General features: G+C 68.3%; 20 protein-coding genes and 1 pseudogene. 13 read left to right on the plus strand and 8 right to left on the minus strand.

Translation table 11 applies throughout. The features are described 5' to 3' along the window. Position 1: 1 nt before the first annotated feature. Genes ACRWNM_RS22900 through ACRWNM_RS22920 form a run of 5 tightly spaced genes read right to left on the minus strand, consistent with a single transcriptional unit; the run spans position 2 to position 4,955 of the window. Entirely contained in the window at positions 2–880 is an 879-nt protein-coding gene (locus tag ACRWNM_RS22900; protein WP_431970110.1) for a phosphoribulokinase, read from the minus strand. A gap of 41 nt (positions 881–921) precedes the next feature. Continuing rightward, complete coding sequence (locus tag ACRWNM_RS22905; protein ID WP_431970111.1) at positions 922–2,013, minus strand: class 1 fructose-bisphosphatase; 1,092 nt, start codon at positions 2,011–2,013, stop codon at positions 922–924. A gap of 14 nt (positions 2,014–2,027) precedes the next feature. Continuing rightward, the gene (locus tag ACRWNM_RS22910; RefSeq protein ID WP_431970112.1) at positions 2,028–3,089 is read right to left on the minus strand and encodes an AAA family ATPase; all 1,062 of its coding nucleotides are present in this window, start codon (positions 3,087–3,089) and stop codon (positions 2,028–2,030) included. Next, on the minus strand, positions 3,079–3,501 hold the full coding sequence (locus ACRWNM_RS22915; RefSeq protein ID WP_431970113.1) for a ribulose bisphosphate carboxylase small subunit: 423 nt from the start codon (positions 3,499–3,501) through the stop codon (positions 3,079–3,081). Before ACRWNM_RS22915 ends, ACRWNM_RS22910 begins: the two co-directional genes overlap by 11 nt. An 11-nt stretch (positions 3,502–3,512) precedes the next feature. After that, positions 3,513–4,955, minus strand: coding sequence for a form I ribulose bisphosphate carboxylase large subunit (locus ACRWNM_RS22920; RefSeq protein WP_431970114.1), 1,443 nt, complete (start codon positions 4,953–4,955; stop codon positions 3,513–3,515). Positions 4,956–5,075: 120 nt separating this feature from the next. Between ACRWNM_RS22920 and ACRWNM_RS22925 the strand changes: the two genes are divergently transcribed. Further along, on the plus strand, positions 5,076–5,951 hold the full coding sequence (locus ACRWNM_RS22925) for a LysR family transcriptional regulator (protein WP_431970115.1): 876 nt from the start codon (positions 5,076–5,078) through the stop codon (positions 5,949–5,951). A 72-nt stretch (positions 5,952–6,023) separates the two neighbouring features. On the opposite strand, the gene ACRWNM_RS22930 is transcribed toward ACRWNM_RS22925, so the two are convergent. From ACRWNM_RS22930 to ACRWNM_RS22940, 3 genes are read right to left on the minus strand one after another with little or no spacing between them, the layout of a single operon-like run. Continuing rightward, complete coding sequence (locus ACRWNM_RS22930) at positions 6,024–7,328, minus strand: FHA domain-containing protein (RefSeq protein WP_431970116.1); 1,305 nt, start codon at positions 7,326–7,328, stop codon at positions 6,024–6,026. 52 nt (positions 7,329–7,380) lie between these two features. After that, positions 7,381–7,824, minus strand: a complete 444-nt coding sequence (locus ACRWNM_RS22935; protein ID WP_431970117.1) for a hypothetical protein — start codon at positions 7,822–7,824, stop codon at positions 7,381–7,383. 3 nt (positions 7,825–7,827) lie between these two features. Beyond that, positions 7,828–9,369 (minus strand): hypothetical protein, encoded by a 1,542-nt coding sequence (locus tag ACRWNM_RS22940; protein ID WP_431970118.1) that lies wholly within the window; start codon positions 9,367–9,369, stop codon positions 7,828–7,830. A 211-nt stretch (positions 9,370–9,580) separates the two neighbouring features. On the opposite strand from ACRWNM_RS22940, the gene ACRWNM_RS22945 reads away from it, so the two are divergent. The 12 genes and pseudogenes from ACRWNM_RS22945 (at position 9,581) to nuoK (ending at position 21,140) form a co-directional block, all read left to right on the plus strand. Further along, on the plus strand, positions 9,581–9,916 hold the full coding sequence (locus ACRWNM_RS22945; RefSeq protein WP_431970223.1) for a hypothetical protein: 336 nt from the start codon (positions 9,581–9,583) through the stop codon (positions 9,914–9,916). 518 nt (positions 9,917–10,434) lie between these two features. Then, on the plus strand, positions 10,435–10,809 hold the full coding sequence (locus ACRWNM_RS22950; protein WP_431970119.1) for an NADH-quinone oxidoreductase subunit A: 375 nt from the start codon (positions 10,435–10,437) through the stop codon (positions 10,807–10,809). Between the two features lie 47 nt (positions 10,810–10,856). Beyond that, positions 10,857–11,411: a NuoB/complex I 20 kDa subunit family protein gene (locus ACRWNM_RS22955; protein WP_431970120.1), complete on the plus strand. Its 555-nt coding sequence runs from the start codon at positions 10,857–10,859 to the stop codon at positions 11,409–11,411. Next, positions 11,408–12,187 (plus strand): NADH-quinone oxidoreductase subunit C, encoded by a 780-nt coding sequence (locus ACRWNM_RS22960; RefSeq protein WP_431970121.1) that lies wholly within the window; start codon positions 11,408–11,410, stop codon positions 12,185–12,187. Before ACRWNM_RS22955 ends, ACRWNM_RS22960 begins: the two co-directional genes overlap by 4 nt. Positions 12,188–12,270: 83 nt before the next feature. Next, entirely contained in the window at positions 12,271–13,569 is a 1,299-nt protein-coding gene (locus tag ACRWNM_RS22965; protein ID WP_431970224.1) for an NADH-quinone oxidoreductase subunit D, read from the plus strand. Beyond that, positions 13,566–14,276: an NADH-quinone oxidoreductase subunit NuoE gene (gene nuoE, locus ACRWNM_RS22970; RefSeq protein ID WP_431970122.1), complete on the plus strand. Its 711-nt coding sequence runs from the start codon at positions 13,566–13,568 to the stop codon at positions 14,274–14,276. The genes ACRWNM_RS22965 and nuoE overlap by 4 nt, the downstream gene beginning before the upstream one ends. Next, positions 14,273–15,598 carry an NADH-quinone oxidoreductase subunit NuoF gene (nuoF, locus tag ACRWNM_RS22975; protein ID WP_431970123.1) on the plus strand — a complete coding sequence of 442 codons (1,326 nt, stop codon included), beginning with the start codon at positions 14,273–14,275 and terminating at the stop codon, positions 15,596–15,598. Before nuoE ends, nuoF begins: the two co-directional genes overlap by 4 nt. A 23-nt stretch (positions 15,599–15,621) precedes the next feature. After that, on the plus strand, positions 15,622–18,132 hold the full coding sequence (locus ACRWNM_RS22980; protein WP_431970225.1) for an NADH-quinone oxidoreductase subunit G: 2,511 nt from the start codon (positions 15,622–15,624) through the stop codon (positions 18,130–18,132). Next, positions 18,125–19,420: pseudogene (gene nuoH, locus ACRWNM_RS22985) on the plus strand (NADH-quinone oxidoreductase subunit NuoH); the annotation flags it as partial. The gene ACRWNM_RS22980 and the pseudogene nuoH, both read left to right, overlap by 8 nt. A 39-nt stretch (positions 19,421–19,459) precedes the next feature. Next, the gene (nuoI, locus tag ACRWNM_RS22990) at positions 19,460–20,014 is read left to right on the plus strand and encodes an NADH-quinone oxidoreductase subunit NuoI (RefSeq protein WP_431970226.1); all 555 of its coding nucleotides are present in this window, start codon (positions 19,460–19,462) and stop codon (positions 20,012–20,014) included. Between the two features lie 8 nt (positions 20,015–20,022). After that, complete coding sequence (locus ACRWNM_RS22995) at positions 20,023–20,844, plus strand: NADH-quinone oxidoreductase subunit J (protein WP_431970227.1); 822 nt, start codon at positions 20,023–20,025, stop codon at positions 20,842–20,844. Further along, positions 20,841–21,140, plus strand: coding sequence for an NADH-quinone oxidoreductase subunit NuoK (gene nuoK / locus ACRWNM_RS23000; RefSeq protein ID WP_036536861.1), 300 nt, complete (start codon positions 20,841–20,843; stop codon positions 21,138–21,140). The genes ACRWNM_RS22995 and nuoK overlap by 4 nt, the downstream gene beginning before the upstream one ends. The last annotated feature ends 1 nt before the right edge of the window (position 21,141 follow it).

A 21,141-nucleotide genomic window follows, 5' to 3' on the forward strand; every position in this document is an offset into this window, starting at 1 on the left:
TTCACCGGCTTCGCTTGGGCCGCTTGTCCATCAGCCGCAGGATCAGCGGCGTGAAGATCAGCTGCATCGCCAGTTCCATCTTCCCGCCCGGCACCACGATGCAGTTCGGCCGCGACATGAACGAGTCGTGCAGCATCGACAGCAGGTAGGGAAAGTCGATGACCTTCGGATCGGCGAAACGGATCACCACGAAGCTCTCGTCGGCGGTCGGAATGGTGCGGGCGGTGAACGGATTCGAGGTGTCCACGGTGGGCACCCGCTGGAAGTTGACGTAGGTGCGGGAGAACTGCGGGCAGATGTAGGTGACGTAGTCCGGCATACGACGCAGGATGGTGTCGATCACGGCCTCGCTGGAGTAGCCGCGCTGGTTCTTGTCGCGGTAGACCTTCTGAATCCATTCGAGATTGATGATCGGCACCACTCCGACCAGCAGATCGGTGTACTGCGCGACATCCACCGTCGAGGTGACGGCCGCACCGTGCAGACCCTCGTAGAACAGCAGATCGCTGCCGGGCGTGAGCTCCTCCCACGGAGTGAACGTGCCCGGCGGCTGCCCGTACGGCTTGGCCTCGGCCTCGTCGTGCAGGTATCGGCGCACCGTGCCGACGCCGGTCTCGCCGTAATCGCGGAACAGCGTCTCGAGCTCCTTCAGCAGATTCGCTTCCTCGCCGAAATGCGAGAACCGCACGTTGCGGTTCTGTTCGGCCTCGGCCATGGCGAGCTTCATCTCGTTGCGGTCGAAGCGGTGGAAGGAATCGCCCTCCACGATCGCCGCGTTGATCCCCTCGCGACGGAAGATCTCCTGAAAGGTCCGAGTGACGCTGGTCGTCCCCGCACCGGACGAACCGGTGATCGCGACCACGGGATGTTTGACCGACATGGCACCTCCTGAATTGCCGGACAACGATGTCGATGCGCCGATCAGCGACCGGCCGGCCGGAACAGCGACCGGTTGCCGAACAGGGAACTGTCGAAACTGGGGCCTTCGTCGGGCTCCTGGTGGTAGCGCTCGATGCGCTCGACCTCGTTGCGGGAGCCGAAGATCAACGGCACCCGCTGATGGACCGCGTCGGGCGTCACCTGGAGCACCCGCTCGTTACCCGTCGTCGCCGCTCCACCCGCCTGCTCGACGATGAACGCGATCGGACTGGCTCCGTACAGCAGCGCCACCCGCCCCGGCCGCGCGGGCGGACGGGTGTCGTGCGGGTAGAGGTACACCCCGCCGCGGGTGAGGATGTGGAATGTGTCGGCCACCAGCGACGCCACCCAGCGCATGTTGAAATCCCGGCCGCGCGGCCCGTCGACGCCGTCCAGGCATTCGTGCACGTAGCGCCGCACCGGGCGTTCCCAGAACCGCTCGTTGGCGGCGTTGATGGCGAAACCCGAGGTGTCCTCGGGGATTCGCATGCGCGGGTGGGTCAGCACGAACGCGCCGATCTCGCGGTCCAGCGTGAACCCGTCCACGCCGCGGCCGGTGGTCAGCACCAGCATGGTGGCCGGACCGTAGAGCGTGAAGCCAGCGCACACCTGCTCGGCGCCCGCCTGGAGGAAGTCCGCCGCCGTGGGTTCGCGGCCGGGTCGCCCCCACACCCGCTCCGGCGCCCGCAGCACGCTGAAGATCGTGCCGACGGGCAGGTTCACGTCGATATTGCTCGAACCGTCCAGCGGGTCGAACGCCAACAGATACTTTCCGCGCCGGTGCGTGTCGGGCACGGGATGGATCGCGGACATCTGCTCGGAGAGCAGCGCCGAGAGATGGCCCGTCCATTGGGTTTCCGCCACCATGATGTCGTTGGTGATGGCGTCGAGCTTGCGATGCACCGTGGGCGGGAGGTTGTCCGGCTCGGAGGCGCCGAGCGACCCGACGATCGCGCCGCGGGTGACCTGATTGGCGATGATCTTCGTCGCCGTCGCGACGACGTTCACCAGGGCGGAGAACTCACCGGACGAACCGGGATGCCGGTGCTCCTCCTCGATCGTGTAGCGGGTGAGGGTCTTCAGTCCTTCTGGCATGGCGGCTCATTCGGTCATGCGGGGGCCCTCGCGGTCGGCCCGTCCGGCTGCTCGGTGGTGTTCGACGCGCGGTGCTCCGCTGCACCGTCGCGCGCACCGCTGTCGGTGAACACGCTGCTGCCGTAGACGTCCCGGTCGGTCAGCGTGATCAGATCGGTCCTCGTCAGCGGTCGCCGCAGCTCCACCAGGCGTTTGGCCTGGCGCAACCTGCACCGGTCGAGCGCGTTGCGGACGCTGCGGGCATTCGAGAAGCGCGGGCGGGTCATCCGCAGCTCCAGATACTCCGAGAACGCCGCGGCCGCGGGCGGATCGAAACGGAAGTTCTCCCGCGCGACCATCAGCTCCGCGATGGCCATGAGCTCGGCATGGGTGTAGTCGACGAACTCGAGGTGATGCGCCACCCGGGACGACAAGCCGGGATTGGCCGAGAAGAACCGCTCCATCCGATCCGGATAGCCCGCGAAGATCACCACCAGACTCCCGCGTTCGTTCTCCATCTCCTGCAGCAGGATCTCGATGACCTCCTGCCCGTAATCCCGCTCGTTCTCCGGCCGGAACAGGTAGTAGGCCTCGTCGATGAACAGCACCCCGCCCGCGGCCTTGGCCAGCGCCTCCTTGGTCTTCGGCGCGGTGTGCCCGATGAACTGACCCACCAGATCGTCGCGGGTCACGGTGTGCACCTTGGGCTTTCGGATATAGCCCAGCGCGTGCAGCATCTCGGCCATGCGCAGCGCCACCGTCGTCTTCCCGGTCCCGGGACCGCCCGTGAAGCTCATGTGCATGGTGGGCCGCGAGGCGTCGAGCCCGAACCGCTGCCTGGCCCGGTCGATCAAGAGCAGCGCGGCGATCTCGCGCACCCGCAGCTTCACATTGGCCAGGCCGACCAGCTCCGCGTCCAGCCGGCCCAGCGTCTCCTCGACATCGTTGCCCGCGATATCGGTCGACAGATCGAGCGTCGCGTCCGGGCCGAGGACGGGCGCCTCGGCTTCGGCCTCGGACGCGACGCGCACCGGCCGGGAGTCGTCGACACCCGGCCGGTGCAGGCGGAAACCGGAGCCGTTCCGATCAGCCGCCATACCGCTGTCCCTGGCGGTGATCGGTGGCGTAGGCATGCAGGCCGTAGGTCTGCACGCGGTCCGGGCCCTCGGTGCGGGTCAGGGTGAAGCCCGGCTCGTCCAGCGGACGCTGCACCAGAAAGCTCAGCGCCGTGGTCTGCCTGGTGTAGCTCGCGTCGTAGGCCAGCACTCGAATGTAGTGCCGCGGGAAGGTCGCCCGGCACGCATCGATCTCGGCGAGCACGCCGTCGGGCTCGTCCAGATCGAACAGCGGCAGACCCCACATCTCCCAGTACGCGTTGCGCGGGTGCGGGTCGTCGGTGTACTCGATCGACACCGGCCACCCGTTGAGCAGCGCGTAGCGCACTTGCGCGGCGATCTCGGCGTCGGTGAGATCCGGCAGATACGAGAAGGTTCCGTGACGCAGATACATGCGAACGCCTTTCAGCGGCTGGACGTCGGCACCGCGTCGGGTGCGTCGGTGGAGGTGTAGTCGAAGGTGACGTCGCCCCACGTCGCCAGCGCGACGTCGAGCGGACGGCAGATCTCGGCCGCCTTGCGCAGCACGTCCGGACCTTCCTTGAGCAGGTCGCGGCCCTCGTTGCGCGCCTTGACCACCGCTTCCAGCGCCACCCGGTTGGCCTCGGCGCCCGCCGCGATGCCCAGCGGATGGCCGATGGTGCCGCCGCCGAACTGCAAGATCACGTCGTTGCCGAACAGGTCGAGCAGCTGGTGCATCTGACCCGCGTGAATGCCGCCGGAGGCCACCGGCATCACCCCGGGCAGGCTCGCCCACTCCTGGTCGAAGAAGATGCCGTTGCGCGGTTCGGTGCGAATGTGGTTCTCCCGCAACGTGTCGTAGAACCCCTTGGTGGTCGCAGGATCGCCCTCCAGCTTCCCGACCACGGTGCCCGCGTGCAGGTGATCGACGCCGATCAGCCTGCACCACTTGGCTAGAACGCGGAAGCTCACGCCGTGCGTCTTCTGGCGCGTGAAGGTGGCGTGGCCCGCGCGGTGCAGGTGCAGCAGCACGCCATTGCGTCGCGCCCAATGCGACATGGACTGCATTGCGGTGTAGCCGACCGTCAGGTCCATCATGATGACCACGCTGCCGAGTTCCTTGGCGAACTCCGCGCGCTCGTACATCTGCTCCATGGTGGCCGCGGTGACGTTGAGGTAGTGGCCCTTGATCTCGCCGGTCTCGCACATGGCGCGGTTCACGCCCTCCATGGCGAACAGGTACCGGTCGCGCCACCGCATGAACGGCTGCGAGTTGATGTTCTCGTCGTCCTTGGTGAAATCGAGTCCGCCCTTGCACGCCTCGTAGACCACCCGGCCGTAATTGCGTGCGGAGAGTCCCAATTTCGGCTTCACCGTGGCGCCGAGCAGCGGCCTGCCGTATTTGTTGAGATATTCGCGCTCCATCACCGTGCCGTGCGGCGGGCCCTGGAAGGTCTTGACATACGCCACCGGAATGCGCATGTCCTCCAAGCGCAATGCGAGCAGCGGTTTGAAGCCGAAGACATTGCCGATGACCGAGGACGTCAGATTCGTGATCGAGCCCTCCTCGAACAAATCGATGTCGTAGGCGATGTAGGCGAAGTACTCCCCCGGCCTGCCCGGCACCTCGTCGATCCGGTAGCATTTGGCCTGATATTTCGAGTGTGCCGTGAGCCGGTCGGTCCACACCACCGTCCAAGTGGCCGTTGACGATTCGCCCGCCACCGCGGCCGAGGCCTCGATCGGATCCACGCCGCGCTGCGGCGTCACCCGGAACACGGCGAGCACATCGGTGTCCGACGGCTGGTAGTCCGGTGCGTAATATCCCATCGACGCGTACGACTGGACGCCCGGATCCCACCGATCCCGTTCGATCTCTTCGGCCATCGTTCCTCCTGGAGCGTTGTGCGCCTTGCGAATTCCAGGATGACCGGGCGACCGACCACAAACAATTTGAATGTTTCTGGTAATCCTCAACGTTTTCATTGAGTTTGCTACCGTCGGTAGATGGGTATGGTGAGCGCGGCGCGGATGGAAACATTCCTGGTCGTCGCCCGCCAGAGCAGCATCCGGCGCGCGGCGACCCAGCTGCACGTCACCGAGGCGGCGGTGTCGGCGGCGGTCGCCCACATCGAGAAACAGCTCGGCGCCAAGCTGGTCAGGAAGGCGGGCCGGGGCATCGCGCTCACCGAGGCGGGCCGCGTCTACGCCGAATACTGCCGCAGCATCCTCGGACTCATGAAAGAGGCCCACGCCGCCGTGCGGCAGGCCGAGATCGGACGCCTGCGCATCGGCGTGGTGGCCACTGCGGGCGAATCGGTGCTGCTGCGGCCGCTGGCCAAGTTCCGCAATCGCTATCCCGACATCGAGCTGAGCCTGAGCATCCATCCGCGCGACGTCCTGTTCGTCGAATTGCAGCACCACGAAACGGATCTCGTCATCGCGGGCCGCCCGCCGAGGGAGGCGGGGCTGGTCACCCGCGCCCGCCGCGCCAGCCAGCTCGTCGTCGTCGGCGCGCCCGACCGCTGCCGCGACCCGCTGCGCTCCACCTGGCTGCTGCGCGGACGCGGCTCGGGCACCCGCGACGCCACGCTCGCCCTGCTCGACCAACTCCAGATCACCCCGCCCACCCTCACCCTCGGCTCGCACGGCGCGGTCCTCGCCGCGGCCCGAGAAGGCCTCGGCGTCACCCTGATCCACAACGACGCCGTCGAGCACCACGTCGAATCCGGCGCACTGCGCGTGCTACCGGTGGACGGCACCCCCCTCGACCGCCCCTGGCACGCCATCACCACCCGAACCCCCACCCCCACCACGCGCCTGTTCCTCGCACACATCATGGACCGCGCCGAGGTCGGCGAAGACGCCTTCCACCCCGGCTGACCACAGGGCGTCACCGTGGCTGTCGCGCCCGACGGCCCGGCCGCCGAAGGACGCGCGGAATCGCCCGCCGACTCACACCTGCCCGTGCTGGGAGTCGAAGGTGGCGGTGCGGCCGCCGAGGAGGATTTGCGCGCCGGGGTGGAGGATCACCGGGTGTCCGGGGAGGGCGCGGGTCCAGTCCTGGCCCGGTTGACGGATGTGGGTGCCGTTGGCAGAGCCGCTGTCCACCACGGTGACATCCCAGTCCTTCAAACGGATCTCGGCGTGGGTGCGGGACATGCCGCCGGAGGCGTCGTCCACGCGGATGGGGCGGGCGCCGCGGCGGACCGCCTCGGAGTGGTCGGGTTCGCGACCCAGTACGCAGTCGGAGTCGAGGATATAGGAGGTGCCGTCGTCGAGCAGCAGCAGGCCGAGCGGCGGGCGCACGCCGTCGGTGAGGACGCAGGTGAGCTGATCCATCCGGATACCGCAGACCGCGCAGAACGAGACCCGGGGATCGTTGTGGTGCTGGCGAGCGCACTTGTAGCCCTTGACGATCGCCTGCCCGGGCGAGTGCGCCGACCCTCGACCCGATGGCGGTACGGTTTCGCGGCGCGGTTCCGTGACCGCCCGCCTGCGTGAGCCGTCGATCGGTCCGGAACCGCGGCGGCCGGACGCCGCGGTGGACGCTCGCGGCACGGCGGTCTCGTCCTCGACCGGTGCACTCGGCGCCATCGTCTCCTCGAGATCGATGTCCGTGGTCGGTGGCGCCGCACGATTCGGCGGCACGGAACGCGGCGGCTCCGACCGCGCACGGTCGGTCCCGGGATACACCGAGGCCCGATCTCGTTTCACCACGGGCACTTTCCGCACCGGCTGCCCGTACCAGAGCACCGCCCCCGCGCCGGGAACGACACCCGATGCCAACGTGCACAGTCCGCGGATCCCCGGCAGTTCGATCGCCGAATCCACCTCGTCGACGAACAATCCGGCCCCGATCGCGGGCGCGGGAATCACCACCCGGTCGACAGTGAAACCGGCGTCGCTGCCGCGCAGCACCTCCGAACGGTCCCCGACCGTCAGCACCGCGCTGACCCCGCCGTGCAGGAACACCGCGAGCCCGGTCACGCAGGGGGTGAGCACGCCGAACTCGACGGCGTCCTCGTCGTCGAGACCCATCAGCCAGGTGGTGGCAAGGCGTGCGAACATGCGCCCGGTGCGCGTGCTCTCCTTGGCGGCCGCCTCGTCGACCAGACCGCACAGCGCGGTCAACGCCGCGCCCGCCGCCGTGTCCTCGGTCGGTGTCACATCGTGCCGATGGGCCACCACCACGACCACCCCGTCGCAGCACGCCACGAGATGCGTGCCGGGCAGCACCTCGACCTGCGGATCCGTCACCGCCACCCTCCTTCGCGGCGCCCGTCCCGGTCGGGCCGGTGCGCCGCCCCGCTCACAGGAACCTGCCTCCGTTGTACCGCCAGCGGTGGAAGAACAACCGGATCGGCCCGTTCACGAAGAGCCAGAACACGATCCAGGTGACCACGAAGTGGATCAGGAACGCCGCCGCCGAAGGCCGCAGGTGCTCGGGCAGCACGATCGTGGTGGTGCGCAGCAGCAGCCAGATCAGCAGCCCCTCGTTCACGATCGTCAGCAGCCCGAACAACGTCGGCCAGTCCTTCTCCCATCGGAATTGCTGCAGGAAGTGGTACAGCAGCTCCCAGAGCACGCCGACCAGGATCACCGCGAGCAGCACCGACAGGGTCACCCGATAGGACTGGCCGAGGGAGAGCGATCCGGTCGGCAGCAGCGGCGTGACGAACAGCGCCACCAGCAGCCCGATCGCGCCGAGCACGAACACACGGGTCTGGATTCGCCCGTTCAGTGTGGGAGTCATCGGTCAGATCTTCTTGTCGTTGACCCACAGCCACCACTGCCGAGCCGAGCGCAGCGGGCCGAGGCGCGGGCAGAAACCGAGCGCGGCGAGGTCGTCCGCCATTTCCAGTGCGGCGTACTGCAGGCCGAGGAACGAGTCGACGCCCGCGTAGTAGCCGCCGAGCGTCGCGCTGCCCGCGGCGTACACGCGCCCCGCACCGCTACGGGTGCCGACCAGCTCGAACGTGCGGTCCACGTCGAGCCTGCCGACCGGGTTGCGCCCGGCCCCCGCGTGGTCGAGCAGGTCGGCGAGCAGCCGGTGTTCGCGGATGTCGGCCTCCAGGCCGGTGCAGTCGATGATGTAGTCGGCGTGGGTGTCGAACGGTTGTGTCGGCGGCCGAAAAGGCAACGGCGCCTGCGCGTCCGGCTCGATGGTGGTCACCACGCCCGGCCTGCCCTCGGCGGGGCGCAGGTCGCGAGCGCTGCCCGCCATCACCTGGTACCAGCCCTGGGCGCGGCCACGCTTCAGTTGCTCCTGCCAGCTCTTGCGCACCGGAGTGTTGGTGCCGCCGAGCATCTTGTACAGCGCGGCGCGCTCCTCCCCCTCCAGTCCGCGCAGCTTCGCTTTCAGCTGCCCGCCCCAGGCGCCCTTCGGCCAGTTGAATCCCTGATAGGCCCATCCGTCGGCGCCTTTGCGGCGCATGAACACGCTCGGCCCGTGCGGACTGGCGACGTAACTGCGGAACAGATGCAGGATCTGGGTGTTGAGCCGGTGGCTGTCGCGATCGTCGATCAAACGCTGCAACACGCGGCTGGCCACGATCCCGGCGCCGCGGATCATGACCGTCCCCGGTCTTCGCTGCAACGCCTGATACACGTGCTCATGCGGTTCGTACGCGTTCACCACCCGGGTGGGATCGCGGAAGCGCTCGCGATAGGCCTGCAGGTCGGGCAGCAACCGCAGACCCGGATAGCCCACGGCCACATGCACATACGTGCTGCGGAAGGCCACCCGCTTGGTCGGTGTCGTGCCGTCGGGCGGCGTCAGGATCGTGTAATAGCCGCCGCCGTGGCGCTTGCGCACCATCCGGACCTGCCCCTTGTAGAGCGAGCGCGCGTAGTCGACGCGGTGGTACTCGCGCTCCATCGCGGCGAACACCTGCCCGGCGCGCGGTGTGTAGTAGTTGGTGAGGATCGGTTCGGTGAGCACGTTCCACAGCGGAGCCAGCGACTTGTCGGCAATCGCCTCGCGCACCGCGTACGACGGGAAGCCCCAGATGTTCTCGGGGGTGCTGCCGGAATCGCTGCGCAATCGCTCGCCGCGCGGAATCTGCGACACCCTGGTCAGGTATTCGTAGCCGGACCACGGCACGTCCTGCGGACCGAGCACCGCGATCGACCGCGCGGGCACGCCGTAGATCCGGAGAGTGTCGAAGGCGACGAACGACCCGATTCCACTGCCGATCGTCACGAACGGTACGTCGATGACCGGTATCCCGGCCTGGTTGAGCATGTCGTCGGTCCAGATGTCGGTGTCGACGAGGACCGGGGTGAGATCTCCCCGCATTCGCCGGATGGTACCGCCAAATTCCTATGGGGCGCTTGCGATCACCTTGTCCTCGCATACCTCGTTCGCGGCGACGCGCGCATCGATCTGCGCCAACCTGCCACGGGGCGGACCGCGGCGGACGTACCATCCCTGCGTGGCCGACTCGACTCGTTCCACCCCGCTGCGGGTGCTGGTGTACAGCAACGACGCCGATACCCGGCGCCAGGTGATGCTGGCGCTGGGCAGGAACCCGCACCCCGAACTACCCGAGCTGGACTACCTCGAGGTGGCCACCGCGCCGGTGGTCATCGAGCGGATGGACGAGGGCGGCATCGACCTCGCCATCCTCGACGGCGAATCGACGCCGGCGGGCGGGCTCGGCATCGCCAAGCAGCTCAAGGACGAGATCGAGCAGTGCCCTCCGGTGCTCGTATTGACCGGCCGTCCGGACGACGCATGGCTGGCGACCTGGTCGCGGGCCGAGGCGGCGGTCGCGCATCCGATCGATCCGATCCGACTCACCGAGGCCGTCGTCACTCTGCTGCGCAACCGCACCGCCGCGTGATTCAGAGGCGAATGTCATCATCGGGTAGCCGGACCGCGAGGCCGTCCTTCCCGGCGACCGATTAGCAATCGTCACCAATAGCGTCCGGCAATCACCGCGGGTGCGGGATCGTCGCGTGTGGCGCCGTCACCAGCGCGAGCAACTCATCGGCACTGGCGATACTCGCCGGTAGCTTTGGCGTGGTCCCGCAGCTGGGACGACGTCCCGGTTCGTCACGTGACGACGCCGACCGATTACCCCACATCAGTCATAAATCGTAGTTCCGAATTCGATCAAAGATCCGGGGTCAAAGGCGTCGCGGCCACTCGTATCAGTTGTAGGCTGTGCCGTAGCTCACATGGGCGAGAGCGCAGGTATGAGACCGGCTGTGTCCGATCTCCCTGACGCACGCCCCGCCGAGCGAGGCCATGGGGCGAGTCTGGCCGAGGCGGACAACGACGTCAGCCCGCCTCGGAAGCTGCCACCAGCCGCCGTCGAGGGAGCCCCGGGCTCGCAGGAGGGGAAGTGCAGTCGTGAACATGGAGTTGCCGACCCTGGTGCTCGGCGCGGTCGCCGCGGCATTCGCGGTCTTTTCCATCATCTTGGCGGCCCTCATCGGGCCGAAGCGCTACAACCGGGCCAAGCTGGAGGCCTACGAGTGCGGCATCGAGCCCACTCCGCACGCCGTCGCGGGCGGGCCGGGAAGCATTACCGGACAGCGTTTTCCGGTGAAGTACTACCTGACCGCCATGCTGTTCATCATCTTCGACATCGAGATCGTGTTCCTCTACCCGTGGGCTGTCCACTTCGATGCGCTCGGTCTCTTCGGTCTCGCCGCGATGGCGCTGTTCATCTTCAACGTCTCGGTTGCCTACGCCTACGAGTGGCGCCGGGGCGGACTCAGTTGGGACTGATCGCCACAAGGTTTCACCCGCACAGTGGAAGTGAGAGTTAGTCGGAAATGGGTCTCGAGGAAAAACTGCCCAGCGGCTTTCTGCTGAGCACGGTGGAGGATTTCGCCGGATATCTGCGCAAGGGCTCGCTGTGGCCTGCCACCTTCGGTCTCGCCTGCTGCGCCATCGAGATGATGGCCACCGGCGCAGGACGATTCGACATCGCCCGCTTCGGTATGGAGGCCTTCCGCGCCTCGCCGAGACAGGCCGACCTGATGATCGTCGCGGGCCGGGTCAGCCAGAAGATGGCGCCGGTGCTGCGGCAGGTCTACGACCAGATGACCGAGCCGAAATGGGTGCTCGCCATGGGGGTCTGCGCCTCCTCCGGCGGCATGTTCAACAACTACGCCATCGTGCAGGGCGTCGACCACGTGGTGCCGGTCGACATCTATCTGCCCGGCTGCCCGCCGCGCCCGGAGATGCTGCTGAACGCGATTCTGACACTGCACGCCAAGATTCAGGAGATGCCGCTCGGCGTCAACCGCGAAGAGGCGATCCGCGCCGCCGAGCAGGCGGCGCTCGCGTCGACCCCGACCATCCGGATGGAGGGTCTGCTGCGATGACCTTCGACTCCCCCGAGAACACCGACACCAGCACGCCCCAGTCGGAAATCGACGCGGCGGCGACCGCGGGACCCGAGGGCACGCTGCCACCGTCGACCGAACCCGAGCCGACGGGCGAGGAGGTCATCGGCGTGCGCCGCGGCATGTTCGGCATCTCCGGCACCGGCGACACCTCCGGTTACGGTCGCCTGGTCCGTCCGGTCACCCTCCCCGGCAGCACACCCGCGCCCTACGGCGGCTACTTCGACGAGGTCGTCGACGCGCTGCGGACAGCGATGGCGGCCACCGGAACGCCCTTCGAGAGCGCGATCGAGAAGATCGTCGTCTTCCGCGGCGAGCTCACCCTGCACGTGCGCAGGGAGCACCTGCCGCGCGTCGCGCAGGCGTTGCGCGACGACGCCGCACTGCGTTTCGAGCTGTGCCTCGGCGTCAACGGTGTGCACTACCCGCACGACACCGGCCGCGAACTGCACGCGGTCTATCACCTGATGTCGGTCACCCACAGCCGCAGGCTGCGCGTCGAGGCCTCGGCGCCCGACGCCGATCCGCACATCCCCTCGCTGTACTCGGTGTACCCCACCACCGACTGGCACGAGCGGGAGACCTACGACTTCTTCGGCATCCTCTTCGACGGTCATCCGTCGTTGACCCGCATCGCCATGCCCGACGACTGGCGTGGCCACCCCCAGCGCAAGGACTACCCGCTCGGCGGGATCCCGGTCGAATACAAGGGCGCGCGCATCCCGCCGCCCGACGAGCGGAGGGCGTACAGCTAGTGAACGACATCGATACTCAGCCCGGCGTCGACACCACGGACTCCGGGCGCGAACCCGCTGCGGACCGACAGCGGGAGCACGCCGTGAACCCTTCGGAGCCGACCGTCGTCACCGTCGCCGGTCAGGACTGGGACACCGTCACCGAAACCCTCGACGGCGCAGGCGAAGAACGCATCGTCGTCAACATGGGTCCGCAGCATCCGTCCACGCACGGCGTACTGCGCCTCATCCTGGAGATCGAGGGCGAGACCGTCACCGAGGCCCGCTGCGGCATCGGCTATCTGCACACCGGCATCGAGAAGAATCTCGAGTTCCGCAACTGGATGCAGGGCGTCACCTTCGTGACCCGGATGGACTACCTGTCCCCGTTCTTCAACGAGACGGCGTACTGCCTCGGAGTGGAGAAGCTGCTCGACGTCACCGAGCAGATTCCCGAGCGCGCCACCGTCATCCGGGTGCTGCTGATGGAGCTCAACCGGATCTCCTCGCACCTCGTCGCGCTGGCCACCGGCGGCATGGAACTGGGCGCGCTCACCCCGATGCTGTTCGGGTTCCGAGAGCGCGAACTCATCCTCGACGTTTTCGAGACCATCACCGGTCTGCGGATGAACCACGCCTACATCCGCCCCGGCGGACTGGTCCAGGACCTACCCGAGGACGGCGTCACCAAGGTCCGCGAGCTGCTGGCCCTGCTGCCGAAACGGCTGCGCGACATGGAACATCTGCTCACCCAGAACCCCATCTGGAAGGCCCGCACCCAGGACATCGGCTACCTCGATCTGACCGGATGCATGGCCCTCGGCATCACCGGCCCGGTGCTGCGCGCCACCGGCCTGCCGCTGGATCTGCGCAAGGCACAGCCCTACTGCGGTTACGAGAACTACGAATTCGACGTCCCCACCACCACCGGCTGCGACGCCTACGGCCGCTACCTGATCCGGGTGGAGGAGATGAAGGAATCGCTCAAGATCGCCGAACAGTGCCTGGACAGGCTGCGGCCGGGACCGGTGATGATCGAGGACAAGAAGCTGGCCTGGCCCGCCGATCTGCAGCTCGGGCCCGACGGACTCGGCAACTCCCCCAAGCACATCGGCCGCATCATGGGCACGTCGATGGAGGGCCTCATCCATCACTTCAAGCTCGTCACCGAAGGCATTCGCGTGCCTGCGGGCCAGGTGTACATCGCGGTCGAATCGCCGCGCGGTGAGCTGGGCGTGCACATGGTCAGCGACGGTGGCACCCGGCCCTACCGCGTGCACTATCGCGATCCCTCGTTCACGAATCTGCAAGCGGTGGCTGCGATGTGCGAGGGCGGCATGGTCGCCGACGTCATCGCCTCCGTCGCCAGCATCGACCCGGTGATGGGTGGTGTCGACCGATGACCGAAATCCTGTTGAAGCTCTCCACCCGGCCCGAGCCCTTCCCGCCCTATGTGCGCGAGCGACTGGAGACCGACGCGGCGGCGATCATCGCCCGCTACCCGCACCCGCGCTCGGCGCTGCTGCCGCTGCTGCATCTGGTGCAGTCCGAGGAGGGCCACGTCTCGGGCACCGGCATCGATTTCTGCGCCGACCAGCTCGGTCTCACCGGCGCGGAGGTGACCGCGGTGGCCACCTTCTACTCCATGTTCCGGCGCACGCCCACCGGCGATTACCACGTCGGCGTGTGCACCAACACGCTCTGCGCGGTCATGGGCGGCGACGCGATCCTGGCCGCGCTGGAGACCCACCTGGGCCTGCGTCACGGCGAGACCACCGACGACGGGTCGATCACCCTCGAACACATCGAATGCAACGCCGCCTGCGATTTCGCGCCGGTCGTGATGGTGAACTGGGAGTTCTTCGACAACCAGACGCCGGAATCGGCCCAGGCTCTGGTCGACGCGCTGCGCGCCGGGCAGCAGGTGACCCCGACCCGCGGCGCGCCGCTGTGCACGTTCCGGCAGACCGCGCGAATCCTGGCGGGCTTCCCCGACGAACGTCCCGGCGTGCTCGACGGCGCGGCGGGCGAGCCGACGGTCGCCGGTCTGCGGGTGGCCAAGAACCTCGAGATGCACGCGCCGCGGCCGAACGGGGAGGACCTCCGATGACCACCCTGACACCGGTGCTCTCCAAGTACTGGGACGACCCGCAGTCCTGGACCATCGCCACCTATCGCAGGCACGACGGCTACAAGGCGCTGCGCAAGGCATTGGGTATGGAGCCGGACCAGATCATCCAGACGGTCAAGGACGCCGGACTGCGCGGCCGCGGCGGCGCCGGCTTCCCGACCGGCATGAAATGGAGCTTCATCCCGCAGGGTCCCGGCCCCGACGGCACGGTGAAACCGCACTACCTGGTGGTCAACGCCGACGAGTCGGAACCCGGTACCTGCAAAGACATTCCGCTCATGCTGGCCACGCCGCACGTACTGATCGAGGGCGTGATCATCGCCGCCTACGCCATCCGCGCCGCGACGGCCTTCATCTACGTACGCGGCGAAGTGGTGCCGGTGCTGCGCCGGTTGCAGGCCGCGGTCGCGCAGGCGTACGACGCGGGCTATCTGGGCCGCGACATCCTCGGCTCCGGCTACGACCTGGAGTTGATCGTGCACGCGGGCGCGGGCGCCTACATCTGCGGCGAGGAGACCGCCCTACTGGACTCACTGGAGGGTCGCCGCGGCCAGCCGAGGCTGCGGCCGCCGTTTCCCGCCGTCGCCGGCCTGTACGCCTGCCCGACGGTGGTCAACAACGTGGAGTCGATCGCCAGCGTGCCGCCCATCATCCTCAACGGCACCGGCTGGTTCCGCTCCATGGGCAGCGAGAAATCGCCCGGCTTCACCCTGTACTCGCTGTCCGGCCACGTGGCCAGGCCCGGCCAGTACGAGGCGCCGCTCGGCATCACGCTGCGGGAGCTGCTCGACTACGCGGGCGGCGTGCGCGTGGGCCACCGGGTGAAGTTCTGGACGCCGGGCGGCTCGTCCACCCCGCTGTTCACCGACGAACACCTGGACGTGCCGCTCGACTACGAGGGCGTCATGGGCGCCGGATCCATGTTGGGCACCAAGGCTTTACAGATCTTCGACGACACCACCTGCGTGGTGCGCGCGGTGCTGCGCTGGACCGAGTTCTACGCCCACGAGTCGTGCGGCAAGTGCACCCCGTGCCGGGAGGGCACCTACTGGCTGGTCCAGCTGCTGAAGCGGGTGGAAGAGGGCCGCGGCACCGAATCGGATCTGGACAAGCTGCTCGACATCAGCGACAGCATCAACGGCAAATCGTTCTGCGCGCTCGGCGACGGCGCGGCCAGCCCGATTCTCTCCTCGCTGAAGTACTTCCGCGACGAGTACATCGATCATCTGCGCTCGGGCGGCTGTCCGTTCGATCCCGCGCGCTCGACGGCCTGGGCCGAGGCAGGAGAAGGGGCGCAATGAACGCAGTATCGCGTAGCGATTCGATGGGGGGTGGCGGCCGGGCGACGGGTGGGCCTGCGACCGTGAGCAGCAACACCAGCGGACTTGCGCCCGCCGATCTCGTCACCGTTGTCATCGACGGCACGGCCGTGAGCGTGCCCGCCGGGACCTTGGTGATCCGCGCCGCGGAATTGATCGGCATCCAGATTCCGCGCTTCTGCGACCATCCGCTGCTGGACCCGGTCGGCGCCTGCCGCCAATGCCTGGTCGAGGTAGAAGGCCAGCGCAAACCGGTCGCGTCCTGCACTCAGACCGTGGCCGATGGCATGATCGTGCGCACCCAGCTCACCTCGCCCGCCGCCGAACGCGCGCAGGAGGGGGTGATGGAGCTGCTGCTGATCAACCATCCCCTGGACTGCCCCGTCTGCGACAAGGGCGGCGAGTGTCCGCTGCAGAACCAGGCCATGTCCTCCGGCCGGCCGGAGACCCGGTTCGACGGCGTGAAACGCACGTACCCCAAACCGATTCCGCTGTCCACGGCCGTCCTGCTCGACCGGGAACGCTGCGTGCTGTGTGCCCGCTGCACCCGCTTCTCCCAGCAGGTCGCCGGCGACCCGTTCATCGAGCTGATGGACCGCGGCGCGCTCGAACAGGTCGGCACCGCCCAGGCCGAGCCGTTCGACTCCTATTTCTCCGGCAACACGGTGCAGATCTGCCCGGTCGGCGCGCTCACCGGCACCAGCTACCGGTTCCGCGCCCGCCCCTTCGACCTGGTCTCCAGCCCCAGCGTGTGCGAGCACTGCGCCTCGGGCTGCGCGCAGCGCACCGATCACCGCCGCGGCAAGGTGCTGCGCAGGCTCGCGGGCGACGACCCGCAGGTGAACGAGGAATGGAACTGCGACAAGGGACGCTGGGCCTTCGCCTACGCCACCGAGCGCGATCGCCTCACCACCCCGCTGGTGCGCGGCTGGGACGGCAACCTGCACCCCGCGTCCTGGTCCGAAGCGCTCGCCGCGGCCGCCGAGGGACTCGCCGCCGCGCACGGCAGCGCCGGTGTGCTCGTCGGCGGACGGGTGACCGAGGAGGACGCCTACGCCTACTCGAAGTTCGCGCGAGTCGCGTTGGACACCAACGACATCGACTTCCGTACCCGCCCGCACTCGGCGGAGGAGGCCGATTTCCTCGCGGCCAGGGTCGCGGGCCAGGGCGTCACCGTCGACTACGACGGGCTGGAGCGCGCGTCGATCGTGCTGCTCGTCGGCTTCGAGCCCGAGGAAGAGTCGCCGATCGTCTACCTGCGGCTGCGCAAGGCCGCCCGCAAGAGCGGCCTGCCCGTCTACTCGCTCGCGCCGTACGCCTCGCGCGGACTGGAACGCATGTCGGGCACACTGATCTCGGCGATGCCGGGGGCCGAGCCGCACCTCATGGACGCCCTGCGCACGGGCGAGATCCCGTTCGGTGGCCCGGAATTCGAGACCGTGGTCGCGGCGGCGCGCCTGCTGCGCACGCCCGGCGCGGTGATCATGGTCGGCGAGCGCATGGCGGGTGTGCCGGGCGCGCTGTCGGCCGCCGTCCGGCTGGCCGACGAGACCGGGGCGGCGCTGGCCTGGGTGCCGCGGCGCGCCGGCGAGCGCGGCGCGGTCGAAGCGGGTGCGCTTCCCGGGCTGCTGCCCGGTGGGCGGCCGGTGGCGGATCCGTCTGCCAGGCAACAGGTTCGCACGATTTGGAACGTCGACGAGCTGCCGGTGACCGTGGGGCGCGACACCGCCGCCATCCTGGACGCCGCGCCGACGCTCGGCGCGCTGGTCGTCGGCGGTGTCGACATCGCCGATCTGCCGGACCCCAACGCCGCGCTCACCGCCATCGACGCGGCCCGCTTCGTGGTCAGTCTCGAGTTGCGGCACAGCGCCGTCACCGAGCGCGCCGACGTGGTCTTCCCGGTGGCCACGGCCATGGAGAAGTCGGGCACCTTCCGCACCTGGGAGGGCAGGCCGCGCCGGTTCGACGCCGCGCTCGGCGAATCCACCGTGCGCCGCACCGCGGCGCCGCTCTCCGATCAGCGGGTGCTGCAAGCCATCGCCGACGAGATGGGCGTGCGCCTCGGCCTGCCCGACACCGCGGCGGCCCGCGCCGAACTCGCGGAGCTCGGCGCCTGGGACGGCCAGCCGGTGGCGCCGCCCGCGCATCGGACGCATCCGATCACCCAGCCCAGGCAGGGCACCGCGGTGCTCGCGGGCTGGCGCATGCTGCTCGACCGCGGCCGGATGCAGGACGGCGAGCCGAATCTGGCGGGTGTCGCCCGGCCACCGGTGATCCGGCTCTCGCCCGCGACCGCCGCCGAAATCGGTGCGGCCGACGACGATCCGGTCACCGTCAGCTCCGAGCGCGGCACGCTCACGCTGCCGCTGCTCATTACCGAGATGCCCGAACGGGTGGTGTGGCTGCCGCTGAATTCGCCCGGCAGCTCGGTGCCCGAACAACTGGCCACCCAGCCGGGCGGCGTCGTGCAAGTACGCCGCGCCGACGAGAGGATGAAGGAACACCGCCATGAGTGATCCCGCTCTGTTCGTCACGGCGACTGTGGGGCCCTCCGTGGCTACGCAAGTTACCGCCTCCGGACCTGACACGCTGGCCATCTTCGGCCACGATCCCCTGTGGCTCGTCATCGCGAAATCCGTGGCGATCTTCGTCTTCCTGCTGCTCACCCCGATGATCGCGGTGCTGGCCGAACGAAAGATCGTGGCGCGCATGCAGATGCGCATCGGGCCGAACCGGGTCGGCCCCAAAGGCTCGCTGCAGAGCATCGCCGACGGCGTGAAGATGGCGCTCAAAGAGGACATCGTCCCCGCCATCGTGGACAAGCCGATCTACATCCTCGCGCCGATCATCGCGGCCATCCCGGCCTTCATGGCCTTCGCGGTGATCCCGTTCGGCGGTGAGGTCTCCATCCTCGGCGAACGCACCGCGCTGCAGCTGACCGATATGCCGGTCGGCGTGCTGTACATCCTCGCCATCACCTCGATCGGCGTGTACGGCATCGTGCTGGCGGGCTGGGCGTCCGGCTCCACCTATCCGCTGCTCGGCGGCCTGCGTTCGACGGCGCAGGTCATCTCCTACGAGATCGCGATGGCGCTGTGCTTCGCCGCGGTGTTCCTGCATGCGGGCACCATGGCCACCTCCGGCATCGTCGCCGCCCAGGACGGCACCTGGTACGTCTTCCTGCTGCTGCCCTCGTTCCTGATCTACTGCGTGTCGATGGTCGGCGAGACCAACCGAGCCCCGTTCGACCTCCCCGAGGCCGAGGGCGAACTGGTCGGCGGCTTCCACACCGAGTACTCCTCGCTCAAGTTCGCCATGTTCATGCTGGCCGAATACGTCAACATGGCAACGGTTTCGGCACTGGCCACCACGCTGTTCCTGGGTGGCTGGCACGCGCCGTGGCCGATCAACATGTGGCCGGGCGCGAACTCGGGCTGGTGGGGCCTGCTCTGGTTCACCGCCAAGGTGTGGACGTTCCTGTTCGTGTTCATCTGGCTGCGCGGCACGCTGCCCCGCCTGCGCTACGACCAGTTCATGAATCTGGGCTGGAAGCTGCTCATTCCGGTGTCGCTGCTGTGGGTGATGCTCGTCGCCGCGGCGCGGGTGCTCGACGCCGAGGGATTCGCCTGGGCGACCGCCGCCATGATCGTCGCGGGCCTGCTGATCACCGGCATGATGATCGGCATGTTCCTGCGGGCCGGGCGCCGCCCCGGAGCCCCGCCCCTGGTGGACGAGCACGCGGTGGACGAGCACGCGCCGAGCGGAACCGGCGTCTTCCTCGGCTTCCCGACACCGCCGCTGCCCGCCGACGTCCGCCACATAGACCCGACGAAAGGCCACCCGCTGGAACCGCTTTCTGGTTTCGCGGTCACAGCGCTCACCATGTTCAAGAAGCCGAACACCGAGTTCTACCCGGAGCACAAGGTGCCGACCGCGCCCCGCTATCACGGTCGCCACCAGCTCAACCGCCATCCAGACGGGCTGGAGAAGTGCATCGGCTGCGAGTTGTGCGCCTGGGCCTGCCCCGCCGACGCGATCTACGTCGAAGGCGCCGACAACACCGAGACCGAACGCTTCTCCCCCGGCGAACGGTACGGCCGCGTCTACCAGATCAACTATCTGCGCTGCATCGGCTGCGGTCTGTGCATCGAGGCCTGCCCCACCCGAGCCCTCACCATGACCAACGAGTACGAGCTCGCCGACGACAACCGGGCCGACCTCATCTACGAGAAGGACCGGTTGCTCGCGCCAATGGAACCGGGCATGACCCCGCCGCCGCACGCCATGTACCCCGGGACGACCGAGGGCGACTACTACCGCGGCACCGTCCCCGGCACGGCCACCGAATCCGACGAGAAGCAGCCCGCGACAGCAGGCGCGGAAGGAGGGACGCGGTGACGATACTGATGGCCGCCGAGCCACTGACCCGCACATCCACCGGTGAGGCCGTGCAGTTCTGGATAATGGCCCCGCTCGCCGTGCTCGGCGCGCTGGGCATGGTGTTCGCGGCCAAGGCCGTGCACTCGGCGATCTGCCTGGCCGCCACCATGATCACGCTGGCCGTGTTCTACATCGCCCAGGACGCGCTGTTCCTCGGTGTGGTGCAGATCGTGGTCTACACCGGCGCGGTGATGATGCTGTTCCTGTTCGTGCTCATGCTGGTGGGCGTCGACTCCGCGGAATCGCTGAAGGAAACCCTGCGCGGCCAGCGTTTCGCCGCCGCCGCGGTCGGGCTCGGCTTCGGCATCCTGTTCGTCAGCGGCATCGCGACCGGCATTCGCAATTCCGAAATCCGGTTCCCCGCCACGGGTTTCGCCGGTCGCGACGTGATCGGCGGACTCGCCGAACTGATCTTCGTCCGGTACGTGTGGGCCTTCGAGCTCACCGGAGCGCTGCTCATCACCGCCACCATCGGCGCCATGGTGCTCGCGCACCGGGAACGTTTCGGCCCGCGGATGGATCAGCGCGAACTGTCTCGCAGGCGGTTCCGTGACGGCACGAGCCGCGCCACCCCGCTGCCGACGCCCGGCGTCTACGCCAGGCACAACGCCGTGGACATTCCCGCCCGGCTGCCGGACGGCTCGTTCGAGGAGCTGTCGGTCAGCACCATCCTGCGGCACCGCCGCACCAGGGCGCTGACCGAGGCGGCCGTCATCTCGGTCGGCTCCGGCTCCGGCGACGCGAAGACCAACGGCCACGAAACCGCCGACGAGGAAGGCACCCGGTGAACCCCGAGAACTATCTGTTCCTGTCCGCCCTGCTGTTCACGATCGGTGCGGCCGGAGTGCTGTTGCGGCGCAACGCGATCGTGGTGTTCATGTGCATCGAGCTGATGCTCAACGCGGTGAACCTCGCGTTCGTCACGTTCGCGAGGATGCACGCGAACCTGGACGGCCAGGTGTTCGCGTTCTTCACAATGGTGGTCGCCGCGGCCGAGGTGGTCGTCGGCCTAGCCATCATCATGACCATCTTCCGCGCCCGCCGCTCGACCTCGGTCGACGACGCCAACCTGCTGAAGTTCTGAC

The organism is Nocardia sp. bgisy134 (assembly GCF_965341865.1).
GTDB lineage: Bacteria > Actinomycetota > Actinomycetes > Mycobacteriales > Mycobacteriaceae > Nocardia.

Bases quoted from the DNA above. Each gene is read 5' to 3' on its own strand.
- ACRWNM_RS22945 (WP_431970223.1), top strand. From the start codon at position 9,581: ATGCTGGCGCTGGGCAGGAACCCGCACCCCGAACTACCCGAGCTGGAC.
- ACRWNM_RS22955 (WP_431970120.1), top strand. From the start codon at position 10,857: ATGGGTCTCGAGGAAAAACTGCCCAGCGGCTTTCTGCTGAGCACGGTG.
- ACRWNM_RS22960 (WP_431970121.1), top strand. From the start codon at position 11,408: ATGACCTTCGACTCCCCCGAGAACACCGACACCAGCACGCCCCAGTCG.
- ACRWNM_RS22940 (WP_431970118.1), bottom strand. From the start codon at position 9,369: ATGCGGGGAGATCTCACCCCGGTCCTCGTCGACACCGACATCTGGACC.
- ACRWNM_RS22905 (WP_431970111.1), bottom strand. From the start codon at position 2,013: ATGCCAGAAGGACTGAAGACCCTCACCCGCTACACGATCGAGGAGGAG.
- nuoF (WP_431970123.1), top strand. From the start codon at position 14,273: ATGACCACCCTGACACCGGTGCTCTCCAAGTACTGGGACGACCCGCAG.
- ACRWNM_RS22950 (WP_431970119.1), top strand. From the start codon at position 10,435: ATGGAGTTGCCGACCCTGGTGCTCGGCGCGGTCGCCGCGGCATTCGCG.
- ACRWNM_RS22925 (WP_431970115.1), top strand. From the start codon at position 5,076: ATGGGTATGGTGAGCGCGGCGCGGATGGAAACATTCCTGGTCGTCGCC.
- nuoE (WP_431970122.1), top strand. From the start codon at position 13,566: ATGACCGAAATCCTGTTGAAGCTCTCCACCCGGCCCGAGCCCTTCCCG.
- ACRWNM_RS22935 (WP_431970117.1), bottom strand. From the start codon at position 7,824: ATGACTCCCACACTGAACGGGCGAATCCAGACCCGTGTGTTCGTGCTC.
- ACRWNM_RS22995 (WP_431970227.1), top strand. From the start codon at position 20,023: ATGGCCGCCGAGCCACTGACCCGCACATCCACCGGTGAGGCCGTGCAG.
- ACRWNM_RS22900 (WP_431970110.1), bottom strand. From the start codon at position 880: ATGTCGGTCAAACATCCCGTGGTCGCGATCACCGGTTCGTCCGGTGCG.
- ACRWNM_RS22915 (WP_431970113.1), bottom strand. From the start codon at position 3,501: ATGTATCTGCGTCACGGAACCTTCTCGTATCTGCCGGATCTCACCGAC.
- ACRWNM_RS22980 (WP_431970225.1), top strand. From the start codon at position 15,622: ATGGGGGGTGGCGGCCGGGCGACGGGTGGGCCTGCGACCGTGAGCAGC.
- ACRWNM_RS22920 (WP_431970114.1), bottom strand. From the start codon at position 4,955: ATGGCCGAAGAGATCGAACGGGATCGGTGGGATCCGGGCGTCCAGTCG.
- ACRWNM_RS22910 (WP_431970112.1), bottom strand. From the start codon at position 3,089: ATGGCGGCTGATCGGAACGGCTCCGGTTTCCGCCTGCACCGGCCGGGT.